Source organism: Streptomyces silaceus (genome assembly GCF_001419745.1).
GTDB classification, from domain to species: Bacteria; Actinomycetota; Actinomycetes; order Streptomycetales; family Streptomycetaceae; genus Streptomyces; species Streptomyces silaceus.
The window spans coordinates 1-21290 of the sequence record NZ_LIRJ01000296.1; the positions used below are offsets into that span (position 1 = coordinate 1).

The 21290-nt window shown below is 72.5% G+C and carries 17 protein-coding genes; 13 read left to right on the top strand and 4 right to left on the bottom strand.

Annotated features, from left to right (window positions below):
* The first annotated feature begins 271 nt into the window (after positions 1-271).
* The 5 genes from AOK22_RS25880 to AOK22_RS25900 all read left to right on the top strand — a co-directional run bounded on the left by AOK22_RS25880 (position 272) and on the right by AOK22_RS25900 (position 5552).
* The gene (locus AOK22_RS25880; protein ID WP_055701119.1) at positions 272-766 is read left to right on the top strand and encodes a tetratricopeptide repeat protein; all 495 of its coding nucleotides are present in this window, start codon (positions 272-274) and stop codon (positions 764-766) included.
* Between the two features lie 47 nt (positions 767-813).
* Positions 814-2721, top strand: a complete 1908-nt coding sequence (locus AOK22_RS25885) for a hypothetical protein (protein ID WP_055701132.1) — start codon at positions 814-816, stop codon at positions 2719-2721.
* A 63-nt stretch (positions 2722-2784) separates the two neighbouring features.
* Positions 2785-3690, top strand: a complete 906-nt coding sequence (locus tag AOK22_RS25890; RefSeq protein ID WP_055701120.1) for a metal-dependent hydrolase — start codon at positions 2785-2787, stop codon at positions 3688-3690.
* 1 nt (position 3691) lies between these two features.
* On the top strand, positions 3692-4762 hold the full coding sequence (locus AOK22_RS25895; RefSeq protein WP_055701121.1) for a PDR/VanB family oxidoreductase: 1071 nt from the start codon (positions 3692-3694) through the stop codon (positions 4760-4762).
* A 76-nt stretch (positions 4763-4838) separates the two neighbouring features.
* Positions 4839-5552 carry a TetR/AcrR family transcriptional regulator gene (locus tag AOK22_RS25900; protein WP_055701122.1) on the top strand — a complete coding sequence of 238 codons (714 nt, stop codon included), beginning with the start codon at positions 4839-4841 and terminating at the stop codon, positions 5550-5552.
* On the opposite strand, the gene AOK22_RS25905 is transcribed toward AOK22_RS25900, so the two are convergent.
* Positions 5525-5899, bottom strand: a complete 375-nt coding sequence (locus AOK22_RS25905) for a 5-carboxymethyl-2-hydroxymuconate Delta-isomerase (protein ID WP_055701123.1) — start codon at positions 5897-5899, stop codon at positions 5525-5527. The genes AOK22_RS25900 and AOK22_RS25905 overlap by 28 nt on opposite strands.
* A gap of 50 nt (positions 5900-5949) precedes the next feature.
* Between AOK22_RS25905 and AOK22_RS25910 the strand changes: the two genes are divergently transcribed.
* Positions 5950-6465 (top strand): GNAT family N-acetyltransferase, encoded by a 516-nt coding sequence (locus AOK22_RS25910; protein WP_055701133.1) that lies wholly within the window; start codon positions 5950-5952, stop codon positions 6463-6465.
* Positions 6466-6481: 16 nt separating this feature from the next.
* Here AOK22_RS25910 and AOK22_RS25915 read toward each other — a convergent pair whose 3' ends face one another.
* Both AOK22_RS25915 and pulA read right to left on the bottom strand, forming a co-directional pair.
* Positions 6482-8122 (bottom strand): fused response regulator/phosphatase, encoded by a 1641-nt coding sequence (locus AOK22_RS25915; RefSeq protein ID WP_055701124.1) that lies wholly within the window; start codon positions 8120-8122, stop codon positions 6482-6484.
* A 66-nt stretch (positions 8123-8188) separates the two neighbouring features.
* Positions 8189-10891: a pullulanase-type alpha-1,6-glucosidase gene (pulA, locus tag AOK22_RS25920; protein ID WP_208606443.1), complete on the bottom strand. Its 2703-nt coding sequence runs from the start codon at positions 10889-10891 to the stop codon at positions 8189-8191.
* 175 nt (positions 10892-11066) lie between these two features.
* Here pulA and AOK22_RS25925 point away from each other — a divergent pair, with 175 nt between their 5' ends.
* The 7 genes from AOK22_RS25925 (at position 11067) to AOK22_RS25955 (ending at position 19525) form a co-directional block, all read left to right on the top strand.
* Positions 11067-12497 (top strand): alpha-amylase, encoded by a 1431-nt coding sequence (locus AOK22_RS25925; RefSeq protein WP_055701125.1) that lies wholly within the window; start codon positions 11067-11069, stop codon positions 12495-12497.
* A gap of 147 nt (positions 12498-12644) precedes the next feature.
* Positions 12645-13937, top strand: coding sequence for an extracellular solute-binding protein (locus AOK22_RS25930; protein ID WP_055701126.1), 1293 nt, complete (start codon positions 12645-12647; stop codon positions 13935-13937).
* 62 nt (positions 13938-13999) lie between these two features.
* On the top strand, positions 14000-14878 hold the full coding sequence (locus AOK22_RS25935) for a carbohydrate ABC transporter permease (protein WP_055701134.1): 879 nt from the start codon (positions 14000-14002) through the stop codon (positions 14876-14878).
* A gap of 14 nt (positions 14879-14892) precedes the next feature.
* The gene (locus tag AOK22_RS25940; protein ID WP_055701127.1) at positions 14893-15801 is read left to right on the top strand and encodes a sugar ABC transporter permease; all 909 of its coding nucleotides are present in this window, start codon (positions 14893-14895) and stop codon (positions 15799-15801) included.
* Positions 15802-15845: 44 nt separating this feature from the next.
* On the top strand, positions 15846-17486 hold the full coding sequence (locus AOK22_RS25945) for a glycoside hydrolase family 13 protein (protein WP_055701128.1): 1641 nt from the start codon (positions 15846-15848) through the stop codon (positions 17484-17486).
* Between the two features lie 25 nt (positions 17487-17511).
* Positions 17512-18537 (top strand): LacI family DNA-binding transcriptional regulator, encoded by a 1026-nt coding sequence (locus AOK22_RS25950; RefSeq protein WP_055701129.1) that lies wholly within the window; start codon positions 17512-17514, stop codon positions 18535-18537.
* 106 nt (positions 18538-18643) lie between these two features.
* The gene (locus tag AOK22_RS25955) at positions 18644-19525 is read left to right on the top strand and encodes a phosphatase PAP2 family protein (RefSeq protein ID WP_055701130.1); all 882 of its coding nucleotides are present in this window, start codon (positions 18644-18646) and stop codon (positions 19523-19525) included.
* 123 nt (positions 19526-19648) lie between these two features.
* Here the strand turns inward: AOK22_RS25955 and AOK22_RS25960 are convergent, their stop codons facing one another.
* Complete coding sequence (locus tag AOK22_RS25960; RefSeq protein WP_055701131.1) at positions 19649-21229, bottom strand: amidohydrolase; 1581 nt, start codon at positions 21227-21229, stop codon at positions 19649-19651.
* Positions 21230-21290 lie beyond the last annotated feature (61 nt).

Below are 21290 nucleotides of genomic sequence, written 5' to 3' on the forward strand. Positions count from 1 at the left end.
CCACGTCCCCTCAGGCGCGCGTGCGACCGCGCCCCGGTGGGGGATCCGCTCCTGCTGTGGGCAGGCGTTCCGCAGGGCGAGTGGGGCATCCCCTGCTCGAGCGGAGCCGAGAGCTTGGGGAAGGGTGGGCACAGCCCACGGTGCCGGGTGGCGATAAGTGTGGCTCCCGCCCCGGCGCAGGCGGACCGTGCCGGGGGCGGTGGAGGAGGCGACCAGGCCGGCGTGGGGAAAAGGGTGTGACGTGAGGGGGGTGTGGTGTCAGGGTGGGGGGATGAATGATGAGTGGGAGGCTCGGGTCACCGAGGCGTGGAGGGCGTTGGACGCCTACGGCGAGGCAGAGTTCCGCGCGCTGATCGACCACTTGGTCGCCGAGCTGAAGGAGGACGACCCCGTCGGCCCCTTCGAGAGGGCCTGCGCCTTCGACTCCACCGGCCACTCCGACCGCGCCGTACCCCTGTACCAGGAAGCCCTCGCGAAGGGACTCGCCGGGTACCGGAGAAGGCGCGCGCTCATCCAGCTGTCCAGCTCCCTGCGCAACGTGGGACGGCCCGAGGAAGGCGTCGGCCTGCTGACGCCCGAACTCGACGCCCCGTCGGACGAGTTGGACGACGCCGTCCGGGCCTGCCTCGCCCTCTGCCTCGCCGACCTCGGCCGCGAACGCGAGGGCCTCTCCCTGGTCCTCGGTGCCCTCGCCCCGCACCTGCCCCGCTACCAGCGTTCGATGGGCAACTACGCCCGCCTCCTCGTGGCGGACACCCCCGCATGAGGTGACCATCGGACGATTCGCTCGTTTTGCTGAACGTGTCGTCGAATGTGCAGTCCAGGTCCCAGTCCCCGAGCCCCAGCGACCCCGCTCCCGTAGACGTGGAGCAGGCCGAGGCCGCCCTCGTCGAGCACTATCCACGGCTCGTCCGGCTGGCCTATCTCGTGCTGCCACCGAGCCTCGGCCGCAACCGCCGGGTCCTGACCGCCCACGCCCTCACCCAGCGCGCCCTGCCGCGCGGCCGCACCTCGGTCGACGCCGTCGCCGTCCCGGCGCAGCGCGGCGCCGCCGGCCGCCACGGCGACCCCGGCTACGGCTACGTACGCCTGAAGGTGCTGCGCGGCGCCCTCGACGCGGGACTCCCCCTCAAGCGGAAGGCCTGGCCCAAGCGGGCCCAACTGCCGCCGCTGCTGCCGCAGGTCTGGGGGCTGCGGCTCTTCCCCCGCTCGGGCGGCGCCGACGAGATCGCCCTGGACCAGCGGCTGTCCGCGCTCTCGGGCCCGGCCCGCGCCGCGTACGCCCTGCGGGGTCTCGAAGGCCTCGACGAGGACGGGACGCGCGCCGTGCTGACCGCCGCCGGGTGCGCCGATCCCGGCGCCGCGCTGGCCGAGGCCGGTGGCCTGGAGGCCCGCCACGAGCTGCTGGCCTCCCCCGAGTTCGACCCCTGCTCGCTGCAGGCCAGGCCCACCGACCTGATGCGCCGCAGGCAGCACCTGCGGGCCGCGGGCGTCGCGGCCGCCGCCGCGCTGGTGTGCGGGGCGCTGCTGGGTCTGCCCGGTGACGGCTGGGGCCCGGACGGCGCCGCCGCTCCCCCGTACGCCCAGAACCCTGCGGGGCAGGCCGCCCTGGACCCGGGCTCGTTGACGACGGTCGCCGCCGGGGCGTGGAAGCGCTCCGCGCGCACCGACTTCTCCGCGTGGCCCGCGCGCGGCGACCTCACCGACGACAAGGCACTGCTGCGCCGCGCCCTCGCCGTCTGGGCCAGGCCCGGCGAGTCGGTGCAGGTCTCGGCGACGCCCGGCACGGCCGCCGGGGCGCCGCCCGGCCCCGCCCAGCTGCTCTTCGCCGGTGACGTCGACGCCGCGCGCGTCGTGCTGCTCTACGACGGCCTGCGCATCGTGCGTTACGCCGAACCGCGCGAGGGCACGGGCGGCGCCGCCCTCGACTTCGCGCGCGTCGACGGCGCGACCGGCACCGAGGCCAACGCGATCGTCCTGGACCGCGCCGACGGCAACATCCGCTATCTGACGGCGCCGTGGGTCTCCTCCGCCTCGGTGCAGGACCTCCTGAAGCCCACCGCGAAGCCCGCCGCGCTGCGCCGCTCGGCGGACGGCGTCACCGACCCGTTCGCCGGTCCCGCGCAGGACGGCCGGTGCACGTCGTGGAACGCGCTGCGGCTGCGCGACAACACGGGCGCCACCCGCATGTCGACCGACCTGGGCGAGCTCATCCCCGCGCATCTGACCGCGGGCCGCCCGCAGGCGCCGCGCGAGGCCACGGCCGCGGCGTGGACGAAGTCCGCGTGCTCCCTGGCCGCGGTCCGCTCGCACGGCGTGCGCTCCGTGAACTCCTGGACGTACGCGCGCCAGACGCTCCCCGAGGCGGGTGGCGTCGCCGACTGGGTGTGCACCCGCGCCGAGACCTGGCGGGGCGGCGGCAGCCGGGTCCTCGCCCAGTTCCAGACGGCCGAGGGGCCCGCGGGCGCCGTCGCCGCCAAGGCCGAGGACTCCCCCGCGTGCGGCAGCCGCGACCCGAAGGTCCTCGCGGGCGTCCTGTGGAAGTCCCGCGGCGGCACCTGGTACGTCCTGGGCGCGGGCAGCAAGGACGTCACCGCGATCACCACCTCCGGCGGCGAGCGCGCGGCGGGCCATCTCCTCGCGGCGAGGACCGAGCGGACCACGCGGGCGCGCCTGAGCGGCGAGCTCGCCGACGGCGGGAAGCTGGCGACGCTGCGGTGACCGACGGAAGTTCCCGGCGCAGACCCCTGTACCCCCCGGGCTACCCCTCAGTACATTGACGCCATGTCTAATACGCAGAGCCGGGTGCCCAAGCCCGTCGCGTCCGAGCACATAGCGCTCAAGGCACGCAACGTCTCCTTCTCCTGGGAGAAGACCCCGCTCCACTGGCTCCCGAACGATCCGTTCACGACGCACACCATCAACGTGCTGCATCTGCTGCTGCCCGCCGGTGAGCGCTGGTTCGTGCACGTCTACAAGCAGGTGCTGCCGCACATCCGCGACGAGCGGCTGCGCGAGGACGTCATCGGGTTCATCGGCCAGGAGGCCATGCACTCGCAGGCCCACGACGAGGTCCTGCCGCACCTCAAGCAGCAGGGGCTCGACCCGACGCCGTACACCGCGCAGGTCGACTGGCTCTTCGAGAAGCTGCTCGGCGACCGGACGCTGCCGCCGGGCAGGGCGCGCCACTGGTGGCTGATGGAGCGCGTCGCGATCATCGCGGCGATCGAGCACTACACCGCCTTCCTCGGCAACTGGGTGCTCAACGCCGACGAGCTGGACCGCAGGGGCGCCGACCCGACGATGCTGGACCTGCTGCGCTGGCACGGCGCCGAGGAGGTCGAGCACCGCTCCGTCGCCTTCGAGCTGTTCATGCACGTCGACGGCGGCTACCGGCGCCGGGCGAGGACCTGGGCGACCGCGTTCTCCGCGCTGGTGTTCCTGTGGCAGCGCGGGGCGCGGTTCTTCATGGAGAACGACCCGACGCTCGTCGACGGCAAGGCGAGCTTCAAGGACTTCTACCGCAGCGGGCGCGCGGGGACCCTGCCCGCCACCGGCGACATGATCCGGTCCATCCCGCGCTATCTGAGCCGGAGTTACCACCCCTCGCAGGAAGGCAGCACGGAGCAGGCCATCGCCTATCTCGCCTCCTCGCCCGCCGCCCTCGCCGCCGAGAAGGGGGCCGCCTGACATGCCCCGCATCCGCACCGTCGCCCTCGCCGCGGGCGTCGCCCTGCTCGCCCGGCGCGCCCTGCGCCGTCGCATCGGGGCCTCCCCGCTGTGGCCGCTGCCCGCCCTGGAGGAGCCCATCTCCGGGCAGCCCCGCACCCGGGCCCTGCGGCTGCGCGTCGCCCGGCACGAGCGTGTCGCCGACGGCGTCGTCCAACTGCGCCTGGAGGGCGAGAACCTGCCCGCCTGGGAGCCCGGCGCCCACCTCGACCTCGTGCTGCCCTCGGGGCTCGTGCGGCAGTACTCGCTGTGCGGCGACCCCGAGGACTCCTCCTCGTACACCGTCGCCACCCGCCTGATCGCCGAGGAGCAGGGCGGCAGGGGCGGCTCGCGCGAGGTGCACGAGCGGCTCACGGCGGGCGTCGAGGTCGAGGTGCGCGGGCCGCGCAACCGCTTCCCCCTCGCCGAGGCCGCCTCGTACGTCTTCGTGGCCGGCGGCATCGGGATCACGCCGGTCCTGCCGATGCTGCGGGCCGTCGAGGCCGCGGGCGCCGACTGGCGGCTGCTGTACGGCGGGCGTTCGCGGGCCTCGATGCCCTTCCTCGAAGAGGTCGAGAAGCTCGGCGGCGCGGACGGCGGACGGGTCACCGTCGTCGCGCAGGACGAGGACGGGCTGCCCGACCTGGCCGCCTTCCTCGACGGGACGCCGCGGGGCGCCGCGGTCCACGTGTGCGGACCCGAGGCCCTGATGGACGCCGTCGGCGCGGCCCTGCCCGAGGGCTGTTCGCTGCACCTGGAGCGATTCACGCCACGCGTCGCCGCCGGCGGCGACGCCGCCTTCGAGGTCGAACTGCGGCGCAGCGGGCGGACGGTGGCCGTCGCCGCGGACAGCACGGTGCTCGCGGCGGTACGCGCCGAGCTGCCGAACACCGCGTACTCCTGCGAGCAGGGTTTCTGCGGCACGTGCCAACAGCGCGTCCTGGAAGGGGAGATCGATCACCGGGACGAGCTGCTCACGGACGAGGAGCGCGACGGGTCGATGCTCATCTGTGTGTCGCGGGCGCGCGGCGAGCGGCTCGTGCTCGACATGTGAGACCGGGCGCGGTCGTCGCGGGGTCCGTGCGGGACCGGCTCTCCGATGGGCCGGTTCTGCTCGGTAAGGTGTTCGCATGACGACCGGGGTGCGCCGCAGGATGGGTGTCGAGGAGCGGCGGCAGCAGTTGATCGGGGTCGCGCTCGAACTGTTCAGCCACCGCTCGCCCGACGATGTCTCCATCGACGAGATAGCAGCGGCCGCGGGCATCTCGCGCCCGCTGGTCTACCACTACTTCCCCGGCAAACTCAGCCTGTACGAGGCGGCGTTGCGCCGGGCGGCCGACGATCTGGCCGGGCGGTTCGTGGAGCCGCGCGAAGGGCCGCCCGGGGCGCGGCTGTTGCGGGTCATGGGCCGCTTCTTCTCCTTCGTCGACGACCACGGGCCGGGTTTCTCCGCGCTGATGCGGGGCGGCCCCGCGGTCGGCTCGTCGACGACGAACGCGCTGGTCGACTCGGTGCGCCAGGCGGCGTACGACCAGGTGCTCATCCAGCTCGGCGTGAACGATCCGCCGCCCCGGCTCGAACTGGTCGTGCGGTCCTGGATCTCGCTCGCCGAGTCCACGGCCCTGATCTGGCTGGACGGGCGCAAAGTGCCGCGCGAGGAGCTGGAGTTGCAGCTGGTGCACGACTTCGCGGCGCTGGCCGCGGTGAGCGCGGCCCAGGACGAGGAGATGGCGGAGCTGTTGCGCGAGGTCCTCGCCGAGGAGCCGCCCGACGGCCTGTTCGCCCAGCTGATCGGGCGGCTCGCCGCGCTGGCGCCTCAGGACTGGGGCGCCGACTTGAGGTAGGAGGCGTCCAGGTCGCGGATCTCGGCCGAGGCGTGCAGCCGGATGCCGTCGGCCGGCTCCACGTGCTTGCCCAGGAGGTCGAGCACGGCGGCCGTCGTCCGCGCCTTCGTCCGGTCCGAGCGGCCGGGCAGCAGCCCGATCATGACGTGCACGATGCCGTCGACGCCCGTGGCCGCGCCCGTCCCGTCGCCCACGACGCTCCCCTCGGTCCGCACGAACCGGGTCTTGCAGGCGCCCGGCGTGGCCTCGGCCAGCTCGGCGAGCAGCGCGGGCAGGGCCAGCGCGAAGCCCCTGCGGTCGAAGGTGTCGGCGAGCTCCTCGGAGTAGTCGACGGTGATCTGCGGCATGGGCCACCCTCCTGGATCCGGTTGTCGTACCCACCTTTACGGTGATCGCCATGACGGTACAACTCGCCTTCCGCGCAGCGGACCCGGGCGACACGGGCACCCTCGCGGGCCTCTACGACGACGCGGCCCGCTGGATGCTGGAGCGCGGCATCGACCAGTGGCAGCCGGGCGGCAAGGACGAACGGCACTTCGGGCGGCTGATCGACTCGGCCGCGCAGGAGGTGTGGCTGGCGCACGACGGCGGCGAGGTCGCCGGGGCGTACGAGGTGTGGTGGGACGACGAGCCGGCGTGGGGGCCGCAGCCGCCCGTGGCGGGCTATGTGCACCGGCTGATGGTGCGGCGCGGGGCGCGGCCGGGCACCGGCCGGGAGATGCTCGCCCGGGCCGAGCGGCGGATCGCCGAGGCGGGGCGGGCGCTGTGCCGCCTGGACTGCGTGTCGTCCAATCCGCGGCTGCGTACGTACTACGAGGAGGCCGGGTACGCGCTCGTCGGCGAGCTGCCGGGGAAGGTCGCCGCGGACGGCAGCACGTACGGCGTCCTGCTGATGGAGAAGCCGCTCGGTTAGGGCGGCGGCCGCCCGGTCAGGGCCCGGCCTCGCCGGTCAGGCGCAGCGCGAGCAGCGCGATGTCGTCGCCCCGGTCGCGTCCGAAGCGCGCGAGCAGCGTGTCGCACAGGGCGGCCGCGCCGGGCGGCGCGCCGGCCGCGACGCCCCGCAGGTGCTCCATCGACTCGGCCAGGTCGACGCCGCGGGTCTCGATGAGCCCGTCGGTGACCATGACGAGCCGGTCGGTGGGGACCAGGACCGTCTCGGTGGGCGGCGGCCTGTCGAGGCCGAGACCGAGCAGCGGGCCGCGTGCCGGGAGGTAGGCGGCGGTGCCGTCGCGGGCGACGACGAGCGGCGGGATGTGGCCCGCGTTGGCGACGCGGGCGCGGCCGGTGGCCGGGTCGACGAGGGCCAGGCAGAGGGTGGCGGTCACCTCGGGGTGGTAGAGCTGCAGCATCCTGTCGAGACGCGCGGCGAGCGTCTTCGGGTCGGACTCCTCGACGCAGTAGGCGCGCAGGGCGTGCCGGATCTCGACCATCACGGTCGCCGCCTCCAGGGAGTGGCCGACGACGTCGCCGATGGCGGTGAGCACGCCCCGCGGCGTGGGCAGCGCGGCGTAGAAGTCGCCGCCGATCTCCGTGTCGCGGGAGGCGGGTTCGTAGCGCACGACGATCTCCGCGCCGGGCACCTGCGGCACGTGCGTGGGCAGGAAGCTGCGCTGGAGGGTCAGGGCGATGTGCCGCTCCATCTCGTACATGAGCAGCCGCTCCGCGGCGTGGGCGGTGGCGTGGGCGAGCCGCTCCACCAGGCGCCCGACGTCGGGCAGGAACCCCCGGGCGTACGCGGGTGTGGCCAGGCACACGGGCGCCGTGCCCTCGTGGGCGCGGGCCAGGAAGAGCCGGGCGCCCTCGGGCAGTCCGCCGGCGCCGGACGGCTCGGCCTGGAAGAAGCCGGGCGGCCACAGCGGGGCGGGCACGACGACGCTGCGCACGCCGACGCGGCCCGCCAGGGTGCGCTGTATCAGGCGGGCCACCGCCTCGTGCGCGCCGTCGTCGGGCAGCGGGGCGGTGGCTCGGGGCCGGGGCAGGCCCCGGTGCAGTTCGCCGTCCGCGGCGAGGACGAACGCGGCGGCGGGGCCGTAGGTGAGGCGCGCGGTGCCCGCGGCGGCGGCGTCGACCAGTTCGCGCGGGCAGCGGGCCGACTGGACGGAGAGGATGGTCTCGGCGAGCTGCGTGAGGTGCCCGGCCTGCGCCTCGGCGTCGCTGCGGTTGCGGGCGCCGCGGGCCGCGGCCCGTACGACGGCCTGGATCTCCTCGGGCTCGGCGGGCACCGTCAGATAGGCCTCGCCGCCCGCGTCGAGGCCGAGGCACCGGTCGGCGGGAGCTATCCGGGCGGCCGAGAAGTGCACGACGGGCAGGGCGGCGGTCGGCGGGGACTCCTTGAGGCGGCGGCACAGTTCGAAGCCGCTCATGTCGGGCAGGCCGACGTCGACGAGCGCGACGTCGGGGAGTTCGCCGGAGCGGCCGCGCACGTCGAGTTCGACGAGGGCCTCGCCGGCGCTGGCCACGAGGACGACGCGGTGGCCGTCCCTGCGCAGGACCGCGCCCAGCGCGTATCGGCTGGCGGCGACGTCGTCGACCACCAGGACCGTGGTGGCTGCCTTGCCGTTGGCACTCACGCGGGGCCGCCCCTCTGGGGCTGGTGGGACAGACCCCCCTCGGGTCTGCCCGACCAAGTTAGCGCTCTAACGCACGCTCCGGGAGAACACCGCGACGGTCCGACCGGGAACAGTGAAGATCCCGGAACTCTGCTCGTACGAAGCGGACTTGACGATAGGATCTGCGCCCTTTCGCTGCGCCGGATGCACGTGGTACGGGGTGCCGGCGACCGCCCCGACCTGCTGTTCCCTGCGCTCCGGGGTGGCATTGACGATCACGACGAGATCGCCGAGCCGCATGGTGACGACACCGGGCGTCTCGCCCCGCCCCGACAGGGGGAAGCTCAGCGTCCGCTGGACGTCGTCCGCGGTGCGCTGCCCGAAGACCGATTCGGTCGTACGGATCTTCAGCAGGTCCCGGTAGGCGGCCGCGGCGGCCTCGATGTCCTCGCAGCCCACCCGCACGGAGGTCAGCAGCGGCCTGGCGTAGGGCCACTTGTCCTTGTTGTCGGCGGCCGGCGGCAGTCCGCGCCCGAAGCCGTTGCCGTCACGGCAGTCCCAGTGCAGGGCGTTGAACCAGTTGCCGCTGTCGAAGGAGTTGCGGTCGAGGGACTTGGAGCGGAGCCGGTCGGTGCCCGCCTGGGAGAGCGCGGGGCCCTGGGAGAGCGTGGCCGTGGCCATCGCGAGGACCTGCATCCGGGCGCGGTCCGCCGGGCTGGTCGCCTGGGGGAGTTTGAAGGCGAGGGCGTCGAAGAGGGTCTCGTTGTCGTGGGCGTCGACGTAGGCGAGGGCGTCGCCGGGGGCCGCCGCGTAGCCGGCGGGCGCGCCGTTGTAGTCGACCTCGGAGCCCTTGACCGTGCGGCCCGAGGAGTCGGTGAAGGTGTAGTCGGCGAGGTTTCCGGTGAGGCCGACCTTGATGAGGTCCTGGTAGTGCAGGAGCCGGGCCTTCTGCTGGGCCGGGGTGCCGTTGGCCGCCGAGGAGTTGGGGTCGGTGTACAGGCCGCTCGCGAAGCCCTGGACGCCCGGGTCCTCGTCGAAGGGGCCGCCGCCGCGCACCGCGTCGCGGGCCCGGTCGGAGAAGGTGGCGATGCCGGTGCCCGCCATGTTCCGCTGCGTGGCCTGGACGAAGCGGGCGTCGTCGGCGACCTCGCCGAAGTTCCAGCCCTCGCCGTAGAGGATGATCCGCTTGCCGTCGACGCCGTCCTTCTCCGGGGTGAGCGCGTCGAGCGCCGTGCGGACGGCCAGGATGTTGGCCTTGGGGTGGTGGCCCATCAGGTCGAAGCGGAAGCCGTCGACCTTGTACTGCTTCGCCCAGGTGACCAGGGAGTCGACGACGAGCTTGCCCATCATGGCGTTCTCCGGCGCGGTGTTCGCGCAGCAGGTGGAGTTCGCGACGGTGCCGTCGGTGAGCAGGCGCTGGTAGTAGCCGGGCACGATCCTGTCGAGGACGGACCGGGGGTCCTGGCCGCTCGCCGCGGTGTGGTTGTAGACGACGTCCATGACGACGCGCAGGCCCTCGCCGTTGAGCGCCTTGACCATTTTCCGGAACTCGACGGTGCGCCGGGTTCCCCGGGGGTCGGTGGCGTACGAGCCTTCGGGGACCGTGTAGTGGAAGGGGTCGTAGCCCCAGTTGTAGGCGTCGTCGGCGGCGACGGCCGCCACGCACTCCTGCTGCTTGTCGGAGTCGGCGGCGTGGGAGGCGAGGTCGCAGCCGGGGCTCTTCTGGTCCTTCCTCCGCTCGGGGATGGTCGCGATGTCGAAGGCGGGCAGCAGATGGACGTACGAGGTCCCGGCCCTGGCGAGCTTCCTGAGGTGGCGTGAGCCCTTGCTGCGGGCGTCGGTGAAGGCGAGGTAGGTGCCGCGGTGGCGGGCCTTCGCCGTCCGGTCGGAGGCGGAGAAGTCGCGGATGTGGAGTTCCTGGATCTGCGCGTCGCGCAGCGGCACGGCCTTCGGCTTCCGCAGCGTCGACCAGCCCTTGGGGGCGAGGGACGTGGCGTCGAGGTCGACGACGACGCTGTGGGTGGAGTCGGCGGTCAGGGCGAGCGAGTAGGGGTCGGTGACCGTGTTGGTGACGACCGCGCGGGCGCTCGGGGACCAGACCTTCACGACGTACCGGTAGGGCGTGCCCGTCCAGCGCGCGGGGCCGGTCACGGACCAGACGCCGCTGGTGTCGTCGCGCCGCATCGGCACGCGCTCGCCGTCGCGTTCGAGGGCGACGGAGTGGGCGGTGGGCGCCCAGACGGAGAGCGTGGGGCGGCCGTCACGGAAGACCGGGCCGAGGGAGGCCCTGGTGGCGCGCGCGGCGTAGAGGTCGTCGAGGACGCCCTGGGTCTGGACGCCGGTGGCGGTGACGAGCGTGCCGTCGGCCGCCTGCTGGGTGAGGACGACCTGGCCGGTGAGGGCGTCGGCGGCGCGGCGGCGGTCGCGGGCGTCGACCTCGTAGGCCGTGTACGCGGCCAGGTGCGGGAACTTCTCGCGTTGCGCCTCGGAGAGGCCGTCGGCAATCCGACGGAGCCTCAACTCCACTCCCGCACGCGTGAGTTCGCCGTCACGCACGACGAGTTCGCCGTCGCGATCGGCGACGAGACGGGTGGTGGCCGCGTCGTCGGCGTCGCGCTGGACGGCGACGGTGGCGCGGTCGATCCACTGGGCGGTCGACTTCGCCAGATCGACGGGACCGCTCTCGTCCGGGGGCGTCGCCCCGGCCGGTATCGCGGCGAAGAGGGCCGCGACGAGCGCGAGGACGATGCCGGTGACCGCCACGGTGCGGTGCCTGAACTCCTGGGCCATGACGGGGGAACGTACCGTCAACTCCACCTTGCAGCAAGACATTGCAAGAATTTCCATTCCACGCATTGACGGCGCCACATCCGCCCCTCCACGCTCACCGGGACACGCAACTTGGTCCGGACGGAGCGGAGTTCTCCGTCACCCCCCCCACCGTGAAACCCCAAGGAGCCGCAGCATGTCCACACCCCCACGACCACGACGACGCCGCGCCGCGCGGCTGCTCGCGGCGGGCGCCCTCGCCCTCGGCGGCCTCGCCGCCCTGCCCCCGGCCCCCGCGCAGGCCGCCGACACCGGCGTCCCCAACGGCGACACGATCGCCAACCTCTGGGAGTGGAACTGGAAGTCGGTCGCCGCCGAGTGCACCGACGTCCTCGACCCGGCGGGCTACGGCGCCGTCCAGGTCTCCCCGCCCGCCGAGTCCCTGAAGGCCGAAGGCCTTGAGTGGTGGGACGTCTACCAGCCCTACTCGTACGGCCTGACCAGCCGCTTCGGAACGGAGAAGGAGTTCGGGGAGATGGTCGCCGCCTGCCATGGCGCGGGCATCGAGGTGTACGTCGACGCGGTGATCAACCACACCTCGGCGCGGCCCGGCACCGGCTACGGCGGCACGAGGATCAGCGACAAGTACGACACGCCGGACTGGGATCCAGGGGACTTCCACCAGGCGGACGACTGCGAGGACGAGGACCTGGCCATCGACGACTGGTCGAACCTCGCCGAGGTCCAGAACTGCGAGCTGCTCGGCCTGCCCGACCTGGAGACGGAGGAGGAGGGCGTCCGCAAGAAGATCGCCGGCTACCTCAACAAGCTCACCGGCATCGGTGTCGACGGCTTCCGCATCGACGCGGCCAAGCACATCCCGGCGGCCGACCTCGCCGCCATCGAGGGCTACCTGGAGCCCACCTCCACCGGCGGCAGGCCCTACGTCTTCCAGGAGGTGTACCCCGGCGCGACCCCCGCCCCCGGCGACTACACCGGCACGGGCGACGTCCTGGACTTCACGTACGCGAGCAAGCTGAAGGACCAGTTCAAGGGCGACATCTCCCACCTGGAGACCTTCGGCGAGAGCTGGGGCCTCCTTCCGGAGGACAAGTCGGCGACGTTCGTGACGAACCATGACACCGACCGCAACGGCTACACGCTGGGCCTCAAGGACGGCGCGGTCACCACGCTCGCCACCGTCTTCCAGCTGGGCCGCGGCTACGGCACGCCGTCGGTGTACGCCAGCTTCTCCTGGTCCGACGCCGACGGCGCCCCGCCGAACGCGGACGGCGCCGTCACCGACACGGACTGCACGGCCGGCTGGTCCTGCCTCGACCGGGACGCGGCGGTCAAGGGAGCGGTGGCCTTCCACAACGCCACCGACGGCGCGGCGTACACGAACTTCCAGGCCAAGTCGGGTGACGTGATCGGCTTCAGCCGGGGCGACAAGGGCTTCATGGCCCTGAACAACTCCTCCGCGAAGGCGACGTACACCTTCGCGACCGGCCTCCCGGACGGCACGTACAAGAACGTCATCGACGGCGGCGAATCCAGCGTGACCGTCTCGGGCGGTTCGGCCGAGATCACCGTCCCGGCGATGGGCGCCGTGGCCTTCCACGGGTAGCGGCGACGGCCCTCCGCCTCCGGACGTCGGACAGAAAATGCCCTGCAAGGTCTTTCGCAAGACCTTGCAGGGCTGTTAGCTTCCTGCCAGCCCGGCGGCCGTCGAAGGGACGGACGGCACAGCGGGTCCATCCCTCAGGAGTTCACTATGCGACGTGGCATATCGATCGCCGCCGCGGTCACCGCTCTCGCGCTCGGCGCCACCGCCTGCGGCAGCGACGACGAAGGATCGAACGGCAACGCGAAGTCCGCCAAGGACGTCTCCGGTTCCCTCACGTACTGGGACACCTCGGACGCCACGACCGAGGCGCCGGTCTACAAGAAGCTGATCGACGACTTCGAGCAGAAGTACCCGAAGGTCAAGGTCGACTACGAGAACGTCGAGTTCGCCTCCATCGAGCAGAAGTTCAAGTCCGCGGCCAAGACCGGCAAGGGCGCCCCGGACGTGATGCGCGCCGACGTCGGCCTGATCCCCGAGTACGCCTCGCTGCACTACATCGCCCCGCTGGACGGCACCCTCGCCCTCAAGGGCGGCACGGACGACTTCACCGAGGGCCCGCTGAACACCACGAAGTATCAGGGCAAGACGTACGGCGTCCCGTCGGTCACCGACACCCTCGGAATCCTCTACAACAAGAAGGTCTTCAAGAAGGCCGGCATCGAGAAGGCGCCCACCACCTGGGACGAGTTCATCGAGACGTCGAAGACCATCAAGAAGAAGACCGGCGTCGAGGGCACCTACCTCAACCCCGACTCCTACTTCCTGCTGCCCTTCCTCTACGGCGAGGGCACCGACCTCGCCGACACGAAGTCGAAGAAGATCACGATCAACTCGCCGGAGGCCGTCAAGGCCGTCACCACGGCGAAGAAGGTCTACGACCAGGCGTCCGCGAAGGTCGACTTCGCCAACTCCTACGACAACATGCAGACCTCGTTCAAGAACGGCGAGGTCGCCATGCTGATCCAGGGCCCCTGGTCGGTCACCGACGACCTCTCCGGCAAGGCCTTCAAGGGCGACGAGGACAACCTCGGCTTCGCCCCGGTCCCCGCGGGCTCCACCGGCAAGCCGCAGGCCCCCACCGGCGGCCACGACCTCACCGTCTACCAGGGATCCAAGAACCTGGACGCCGCCTACCTCTTCACGCAGTTCATGACCTCCTCGAAGAGCCAGCAGAAGATCGCCGCCGAGACCGCGACGCTGCCGACCCGCGAGTCCGCGTACACCCCCGAGGTCACCAAGGACGCCCGCATCAAGGCCTTCCACCCGATCATGAAGACCGCCCGGCCGCGCGTCGCGCTCCCCCAGGTCGGCAGCCTCTTCACGCCGCTCGTGCAGCAGTACACGAAGATCCTCCAGGGTGACGTCTCCGTGCGGTCCGGCCTGGACGCGGCCGCCAAGGACTTCAAGAAGCTGCTGCCCGGCTACACCATCGGCGGCTGAGGCGGCCTGACGTGATCACCGCACTTCGCCACTCCTGGCAGAAGTACTGGTACGCCTGGGCGATGGTGGCTCCGGTCACCGTCGTCCTCGCGGTACTGGTCCTGTATCCGCTGGGCTACGGCTTCTACCTCTCCCTGACCAACGCCAACGAGGCGAACGTGGCGCGCGACATCGGCGCCTTCCACGCCCCCGCGACGTACGAGATGGTCGGGCTCGACAACTACTGGTCGGTCCTCTCCGGCGCGGACGGCGACTTCTACCCGCGCCTGATCTGGACGGTCATCTGGACCGTGGCGTGCGTCGCCCTGCACATCGCCATCGGCATGGGCCTCGCGCTGCTGCTCAACCGCAAGATGCGCGCCAAGCTGCTCTACCGCGCGCTGCTGATCCTGCCCTGGGCGGTCCCCGCGTTCGTCGGCGTCTTCGCCTGGCGCCTGATGCTCAACTCGCAGTACGGCGTCTTCAACGAGATGATCACGGCGGTCGGCCTGCCGGCCCAGAACTGGCTGGCCACCCCGCTCGCCCAGAAGACCGCCGTCATCATGGTGAACGTCTGGATCGGCGTCCCCTTCAACATGGTGGCGCTGCTCGGCGGACTCCAGTCCATCCCCAAGGAGCTGTACGAGGCCGCCGAGATGGACGGCGCCTCGCCCTGGCAGCGGTTCGTGAACGTCACCCTGCCCGGCCTGCGCCCGGTCACCAACACCGTGGTCCTGCTCGGCTGCATCTGGACGTTCAACATGTTCGCGGTGATCTATCTGCTGCTCGGCCAGAACACCACCGGTGAGGCGGACATCCTCGTGACCTTCGCGTTCCGCAAGGCGTTCACCGGAGTGTCCGACTACTCCGGCGCAGCCACCTACGGAATCGTGATCCTCGCCCTCCTCCTCGCCTTCTCGACCTTCTACCGCCGCCGCCAGCTCAAGACCGAGCAGGCCTGAGGGGGCCCGCCACCATGACCTCAGCAACCACCCACTCCCCGGCCTCCGTCGCGTCCCCGGCCAAGGAAGCGGCGCCGCGCGCCAAGAAGGTGCGCGGCCGCGAGGAGCGCTCGACGCTGGCCTCGGTCGCCCTGCACGGCACCCTGATCCTGGCGAGCGTGGTCGCCGCGTTCCCCGTCGTGTGGATCGTCTTCATCTCGCTCGGCCCGAAGACCGCCTGGCAGAGCCCCGGCGAGGTGCTCGACGGGCTGAGCCTCGACAACTACGCCAAGGTGCTCACCGACACCGACTTCCCGCAGTGGTTCGGCGCCTCGGTGATCGTCGCGGGCGGCACGACCGTGCTCGGCGTCCTCCTCGCGGCGAGCGCGGGCTACGCGGTGTCCCGCATGCGCTTCCCCGGCCACAAGCAGCTGATGTGGTCCTTCCTGGTCACCCAGATGTTCCCGATGGCCGTCCTGATCGTGCCGCTCTACGAACTCCTGGCCCGCTTCGACCTGATCGACAACTACCTGGGGCTCATCCTCACGTACGCGACGACCGCGGTCCCCTTCTGCGCCTGGATGATGAAGGGGTACTTCGACACCATCCCGCACGAGATCGACGAGGCGGGCCGGGTCGACGGCCTGACGCCGTTCGGCACGTTCTGGCGGCTCATCGTGCCGCTCGCCAAGCCCGGCCTCGCGGTCACCGCCTTCTACAGCTTCCTCACCGCCTGGGGCGAGGTCGCCTACGCCTCGCAGTTCATGGGCGCCGACCACTACACCCTGGCCGTCGGCATCCGCACCTTCGCCACCGAGTCCCGCGCCGACTGGGCCATGATGACCGCCGCCTCGGTGATCATCCTGATCCCGGCGACCCTCGTCTTCCTCCTGGTCCAGCGCAACCTGGTGTCGGGCCTGACGGCCGGCGGCACCAAGTCCTGACGCCTCTCACGTCCTTGTAACTCCCCGCACTCCTAAGGGACTTCATGACCCAGCACGTCACCGCCGCGCCCGCCGCCACCGACTCCGCGCCCGTCCGGGAGTGGTGGCGCGACGCGGTCATCTACCAGGTCTACCCGCGCAGCTTCGCCGACGGGAACGGCGACGGCATGGGCGACCTGCCCGGCATCACCGCCCGTCTGCCGCACCTGCGCGACCTGGGCGTCGACGCCGTCTGGCTCTCCCCCTTCTACTCCTCGCCGCAGGCCGACGCGGGCTACGACGTGGCGGACTACCGCGCCGTCGACCCCATGTTCGGCACCCTCACCGACGCCGACGACCTGGTCCGCGAGGCGCACGCGCTCGGCCTGCGCGTCATCGTCGACGTCGTGCCCAACCACTGCTCCGACCAGCACGAGTGGTTCAAGCAGGCGCTGCGCGAGGGCCCCGGATCACCGCTGCGCGAGCGCTTCCACTTCCGCGCGGGCCGGGGCGCGGAGGGCGAACTGCCGCCCAACGACTGGGAGTCCATCTTCGGTGGCCCCGCCTGGACCCGCGTCGAGGACGGCGCGTGGTACCTCCACCTCTTCGCCCCCGAGCAGCCCGACTTCAACTGGGAGCACCCCGCCGTCCACGACGAGTTCCGCTCCGTCCTGCGGTTCTGGCTCGACCTCGGCATCGACGGCTTCCGCATCGACGTCGCGCACGGCCTGGTCAAGGCCCCCGGGCTGCCCGACATCGGCCACGACGAGCAGGTCAAGCTGCTCGGCAACCAGGCCGTGCCGTACTTCGACCAGGACGGCGTGCACGCCATCTACCGCGACTGGCGCAGGATCCTCGAGGAGTACGGCGCCGACCGCATCGCCGTCGCCGAGGCGTGGACCCCCACCGTCGAGCGCAGTGCCCTGTACCTGCGCCCCGACGAGCTGCACCAGGCCTTCAACTTCGAGTACCTGACCACCGACTGGGACGCCGAGGCGCTGCGCGCCGTCATCGACCGCTCCCTGACCGCGATGAACGCCGTGGGGGCGCCCGCGACCTGGGTGCTCTCCAACCACGACGTCGTACGCCATTCCACCCGCTTCGCCGGCGGCGACGGGGCCCGCGGGCTGCGCCGGGCCCGCGCCGCCAGCCTGCTGATGCTGGCGCTGCCCGGCTCCGCCTACCTCTACCAGGGCGAGGAGCTCGGCCTGCCCGAGGTCACCGACCTGCCGGACGAGGTGCGCCAGGACCCGGCGTTCTTCCGCTCCGCCGGGCAGGACGGCACGCGCGACGGCTGCCGGGTGCCGCTGCCGTGGTCCGGGGAGCGCGCGCCGTTCGGCTTCGGGCCCGTCGAGGGCGGCCCGAGCTGGCTGCCGCAGCCGGCGGACTGGAAGGACGTGTCGGTGGCGGCGCAGACCGGCGACCCGACGTCGACGCTGGAGTTCTACCGCTCCGCGCTCGCCGTGCGCCGCTCGCACCCGGCGCTCGGCGCGGGCCGCGACGTCGCCTGGCTGCCCGCCCCCGAGGGCGTGCTCGCCTTCCGCCGCACCACCGCCGAGGGCTCCTTCGTCTGCACGGTCAACCTCACCGCGCGGCCCGTCGCCGTGCCCACCCCCGGCACCCTGCTCCTCGCGAGCGCGGACGTGGTGCCGGGCCCCGAGGAGACCGAGCTCGCACCCGATTCAACGGTCTGGTGGGCAGCCTGAGATGCGACCGGTACAGTCCAATCCCGTGACCGCACGGCTAGCCGACATCGCAGCCCAGGCGGGGGTCAGCGAAGCGACAGTAAGCCGCGTGCTCAACGGCAAGCCGGGCGTCGCGGCGGCCACCCGCCAGTCCGTGCTCGCCGCGCTCGACGTACTCGGCTACGAACGCCCCGTACGGCTGCGCCGGCGCAGCGCGGGCCTCGTCGGGCTGATCACCCCCGAGCTGGAGAACCCGATATTCCCCGCGCTCGCGCAGGTCATCGGGCAGGCCCTGACCCGCCAGGGGTACACGCCGGTGCTCGCCACCCAGACCCCGGGCGGCTCCACCGAGGACGAGCTGACCGAGATGCTGGTGGACCGGGGCGTCGCCGGGATCATCTTCGTCTCGGGGCTGCACGCGGACACCTCCGCCGACATGCAGCGCTATGAGCAGCTGCGCGCGCAGGGGGTGCCGTTCGTCCTGGTGGACGGCTTCTCGCCGAAGGTGCAGGCGCCGTTCATCTCGCCCGACGACCGCGCGGCGATGCGCCTCGCGGTCACCCACCTCGTCTCCCTCGGTCATACGCGCATCGGGCTGGCCCTCGGCCCGAAGCGGTTCGTGCCCGTACAGCGGAAGATCGAGGGGTTCGTACGCACGATGCAGGACCAGCTGGACCTCTCCCCGGACGAGATCGAGGCGGATCTGGTCCAGCACTCCCTGTACACCCTGGAGGGCGGCCAGGCCGCGGCCTCGGCGCTGATGGACCGGGGCTGCACGGCCATCGCGTGCGCCAGCGACATGATGGCGCTCGGGGCGATACGGGCGGCGCGGCAGCGCGGCCTGGAGGTGCCGGACGACGTCTCGGTGGTCGGTTTCGACGACTCCCCGCTGATCGCGTTCACCGATCCGCCGCTGACCACGGTGCGCAAGCCGGTGCCGGCGATGGGGCAGGCGGCGGTGCGGACCCTCCTGGAGGAGGTCGGCGGCACCCCCGCGCCGCACAGCGAGTTCGTCTTCATGCCGGAACTGGTCGTTCGAGGTTCAACCGCTTCGGCGCCCCGGCGCCCCTAGGGGTGTCTCGGGGTCGGAGACTCGTTCCTCCGGCGTAGAGAATGCGCTCCGAACCCGACCAAGGGATGATCGGGCGAGGGGTGGGGATCTGGCAGACTCTGTCCCTATGGGTGAGACGACCGTGACGACAATCGAGGGCCGGCAGGGGTCCGCCGCATCACCCGTCGCGGGCGAGCAGGAAGACCGCAAGGGACGGAATGCGCCGCGGCTCCTGCGACGGCTGCGCACGCCCCGCCGACCGCGGCTGTGGTTCGAGATCCTGCTGATCGCGGTGAGTTACTGGACGTACTCGCTGATCCGCAACGCCGTGCCGGAGCAGAAGGCGCAGGCGCTGCGCAACGCCGACTGGATCTGGCGCGTCGAGCACGACCTGGGCATCGCCGTCGAGAAGAGCGTCAACCACGCCGTGGACTCGGTGACATGGCTGATCGTCGGCATGAACTACTACTACGCGACGCTGCACTTCGTGGTGACGCTGGGCGTCCTGGTGTGGCTGTTCCGCAGCCATCCGGGGCGGTACGCGGCCACGCGGCTCGTCCTCTTCGCGACGACGGCGGTGGCCCTGGTCGGCTACTACCTGTATCCGCTGGCCCCGCCGCGCCTGATGAACGGCACCGCGTTCATCGACACGGTCGTCGTCCACAACACCTGGGGCTCGATGGCCTCGGGCGACCTGAAGAACATGTCGAACCAGTACGCGGCGATGCCGTCGATGCACATCGGCTGGTCCCTGTGGTGCGGCCTGACGATCTTCGCCCTGGCGTCCGTGCCGTGGGCCAAGGTGCTCGGCCTGCTCTACCCGGTGACGACGCTGATCGTGATCGTGGCGACGGCCAACCACTTCTGGCTGGACGCGGTGGGCGGCATGATCTGCCTGGCCTTCGGCTTCGCGGTGGCCCGGCTCTGGTACGGCGCGCTGCCGTACGCGCTGCCGCGCGAGGTGGCGGTGAAGGGCGACGCGGGGTCACTGATGCCGCTCAAGGCCTAGCCACAGCCACGACGCCTTCGAGGGGCCGCACCGGGAAAGCCCGGTGCGGCCCCTTCGGCGTGCGCGGGGCCCGGTGACGCGTGCTTCGGCCACGGGGACACCTGCTCGGGCCCGGCGGGACGCTCAGGCCCCGCGGTGCGTGATCCGGCCTCCGGCGACCGTGAGGCGGACCGGCGCCTGCGCCACCTCGTCGGCCGGCGCCGCCACCGGGTCCAGGCCGAAGGCGGTGAGGTCGGCCCGGTAGCCGGGGGCGATCCGGCCGGCCACGTCCGCCTCGCCCGCGGCCACCGCGGCGTGCGTCGTGCAGCCCTCCAGCGCCATCGACCCCGTCAGCCCGGCCCCCGCCGAGGCCGCCCCGCGCGGGCTCCGGGCCGTCGCGAGGACCTGCCGCACGTCGTGGTGGGCGATGGGCCAGTCCGAGCCGAGGGCGACGTACGCCCCCGCGTCCCGCAGGTCCCGCATGCGCCAGGCCCGGTCGGCGCGGGCGTCGCCGAGCCGCCTGGACCACTCGTCGCTGTGGTCGGCCCGGGTGTACGCGGTGTGCGGCGGCTGCATCGAGGCGACGACGCCCAGCTCGGCGAAGCGCGGCACCGTGTCGTCCGGCACCGTCTCGATGTGCTCGATCCGGTGCGCGAGACGGCCGCCGGGGCCGAGGGAGGCCACGGTGTCGAGCACGTGCCGCACGGCCGCGTCGCCGATCGCGTGGGTCGCCGTGCGCACCCCGGCCGCGTGCAGCCGGCGCACGGCGTCCGCGTACGCCTCGGGGTCCGGCCAGAAGGCCTCGGTGCCCTGGCCGTGGCAGTCCGCGTGCTCCAGCCAGGCCGTGCCGCCCTCGACCGTGCCGTCCATGAAGAACTTGGCGCCGCCGACCCGCCACAGCCGCCCCGCCTCGGCCTGCAGGGCGACGATCTCGTCGAGCCCGTCGCGTCCGGTGCCGGGCATGCACCAGGGGGCGAGCCGCAGCCGCAGCGGCAGGTCGCCGTCCGCCTCGACGGAGGCGAGCAGCTCCGGTACGTCGCCGCCGCCCAGGTCCATGACGTGGGCGCCGGTCAGCCCGGTGGCCGCCATGGCGGAGAGCAGCTCGACCAGGCGCGCGCGCCGCACGGCGGACGAGGGCCGGGGCAGCACGGCCTGGACGAGGTCCATGGCGGCGTGCTCGACGAGGTGGCCGGTGGGGCGCCCGGCCGCGTCGCAGACGACGGTGGACCGCTGGGCGAACGCGCGCGGCCCGGTGATCCCCGCGGCGCTCAGCGCGGCACCGCTGGCCAGGGCGGAGTGCCCGTCGTAGAGGCGGATGAAGGCGGGCGCGCCGTCGAGGACGTCCTCGACGAGGCCGCGGTCCACGGGCCGTCCGCCGAAGGCGTTGTGGTCGAGCCCCCAGGCGATCACCCATCCCCCGACGCGGTCGGCGCCGCGCAGCGCGTCCCGCAGCGCGTCGAGGTCGCGCACGGCGGACAGGTCGAGGCCGGTGGCCATCTCCAGGCCCCACACCGGGTGGCTGTGGGAGTCGACGAGGCCGGGCACGAGGGTGGCGCCCGTCAGGTCGATCCGCTCGGTGCCGGGTCCGCTCAGCGCGCGTACGTCGTCGGCGTCCCCGACGGCGACGATCACTCCGTCGCGGACGGCGACCGCGCGGGCGCGGGGCCGGCCGGGGTCGAGGGTGCGGACGTGGGCGCCGGTGAGGACGAGGTCGGCTGCGGGCACGGTGTGCTGCTCCTATGCGGTGGGGCCGGTGGTCGTGGTGCGGGGTGCGGCGGGGTGGCCG

What these genes read in the sequence shown, in the direction of transcription:
- AOK22_RS25880 (WP_055701119.1), top strand. Translation starts at nt 272, where the DNA reads ATGAATGATGAGTGGGAGGCTCGGGTCACCGAGGCGTGGAGGGCGTTG.
- AOK22_RS25890 (WP_055701120.1), top strand. Translation starts at nt 2,785, where the DNA reads ATGTCTAATACGCAGAGCCGGGTGCCCAAGCCCGTCGCGTCCGAGCAC.
- AOK22_RS25895 (WP_055701121.1), top strand. Translation starts at nt 3,692, where the DNA reads ATGCCCCGCATCCGCACCGTCGCCCTCGCCGCGGGCGTCGCCCTGCTC.
- AOK22_RS25900 (WP_055701122.1), top strand. Translation starts at nt 4,839, where the DNA reads ATGACGACCGGGGTGCGCCGCAGGATGGGTGTCGAGGAGCGGCGGCAG.
- AOK22_RS25905 (WP_055701123.1), bottom strand. Translation starts at nt 5,899, where the DNA reads ATGCCGCAGATCACCGTCGACTACTCCGAGGAGCTCGCCGACACCTTC.
- AOK22_RS25910 (WP_055701133.1), top strand. Translation starts at nt 5,950, where the DNA reads ATGACGGTACAACTCGCCTTCCGCGCAGCGGACCCGGGCGACACGGGC.
- pulA (WP_208606443.1), bottom strand. Translation starts at nt 10,891, where the DNA reads ATGGCCCAGGAGTTCAGGCACCGCACCGTGGCGGTCACCGGCATCGTC.
- AOK22_RS25925 (WP_055701125.1), top strand. Translation starts at nt 11,067, where the DNA reads ATGTCCACACCCCCACGACCACGACGACGCCGCGCCGCGCGGCTGCTC.
- AOK22_RS25930 (WP_055701126.1), top strand. Translation starts at nt 12,645, where the DNA reads ATGCGACGTGGCATATCGATCGCCGCCGCGGTCACCGCTCTCGCGCTC.
- AOK22_RS25935 (WP_055701134.1), top strand. Translation starts at nt 14,000, where the DNA reads ATGGTGGCTCCGGTCACCGTCGTCCTCGCGGTACTGGTCCTGTATCCG.
- AOK22_RS25940 (WP_055701127.1), top strand. Translation starts at nt 14,893, where the DNA reads ATGACCTCAGCAACCACCCACTCCCCGGCCTCCGTCGCGTCCCCGGCC.
- AOK22_RS25945 (WP_055701128.1), top strand. Translation starts at nt 15,846, where the DNA reads ATGACCCAGCACGTCACCGCCGCGCCCGCCGCCACCGACTCCGCGCCC.
- AOK22_RS25955 (WP_055701130.1), top strand. Translation starts at nt 18,644, where the DNA reads ATGGGTGAGACGACCGTGACGACAATCGAGGGCCGGCAGGGGTCCGCC.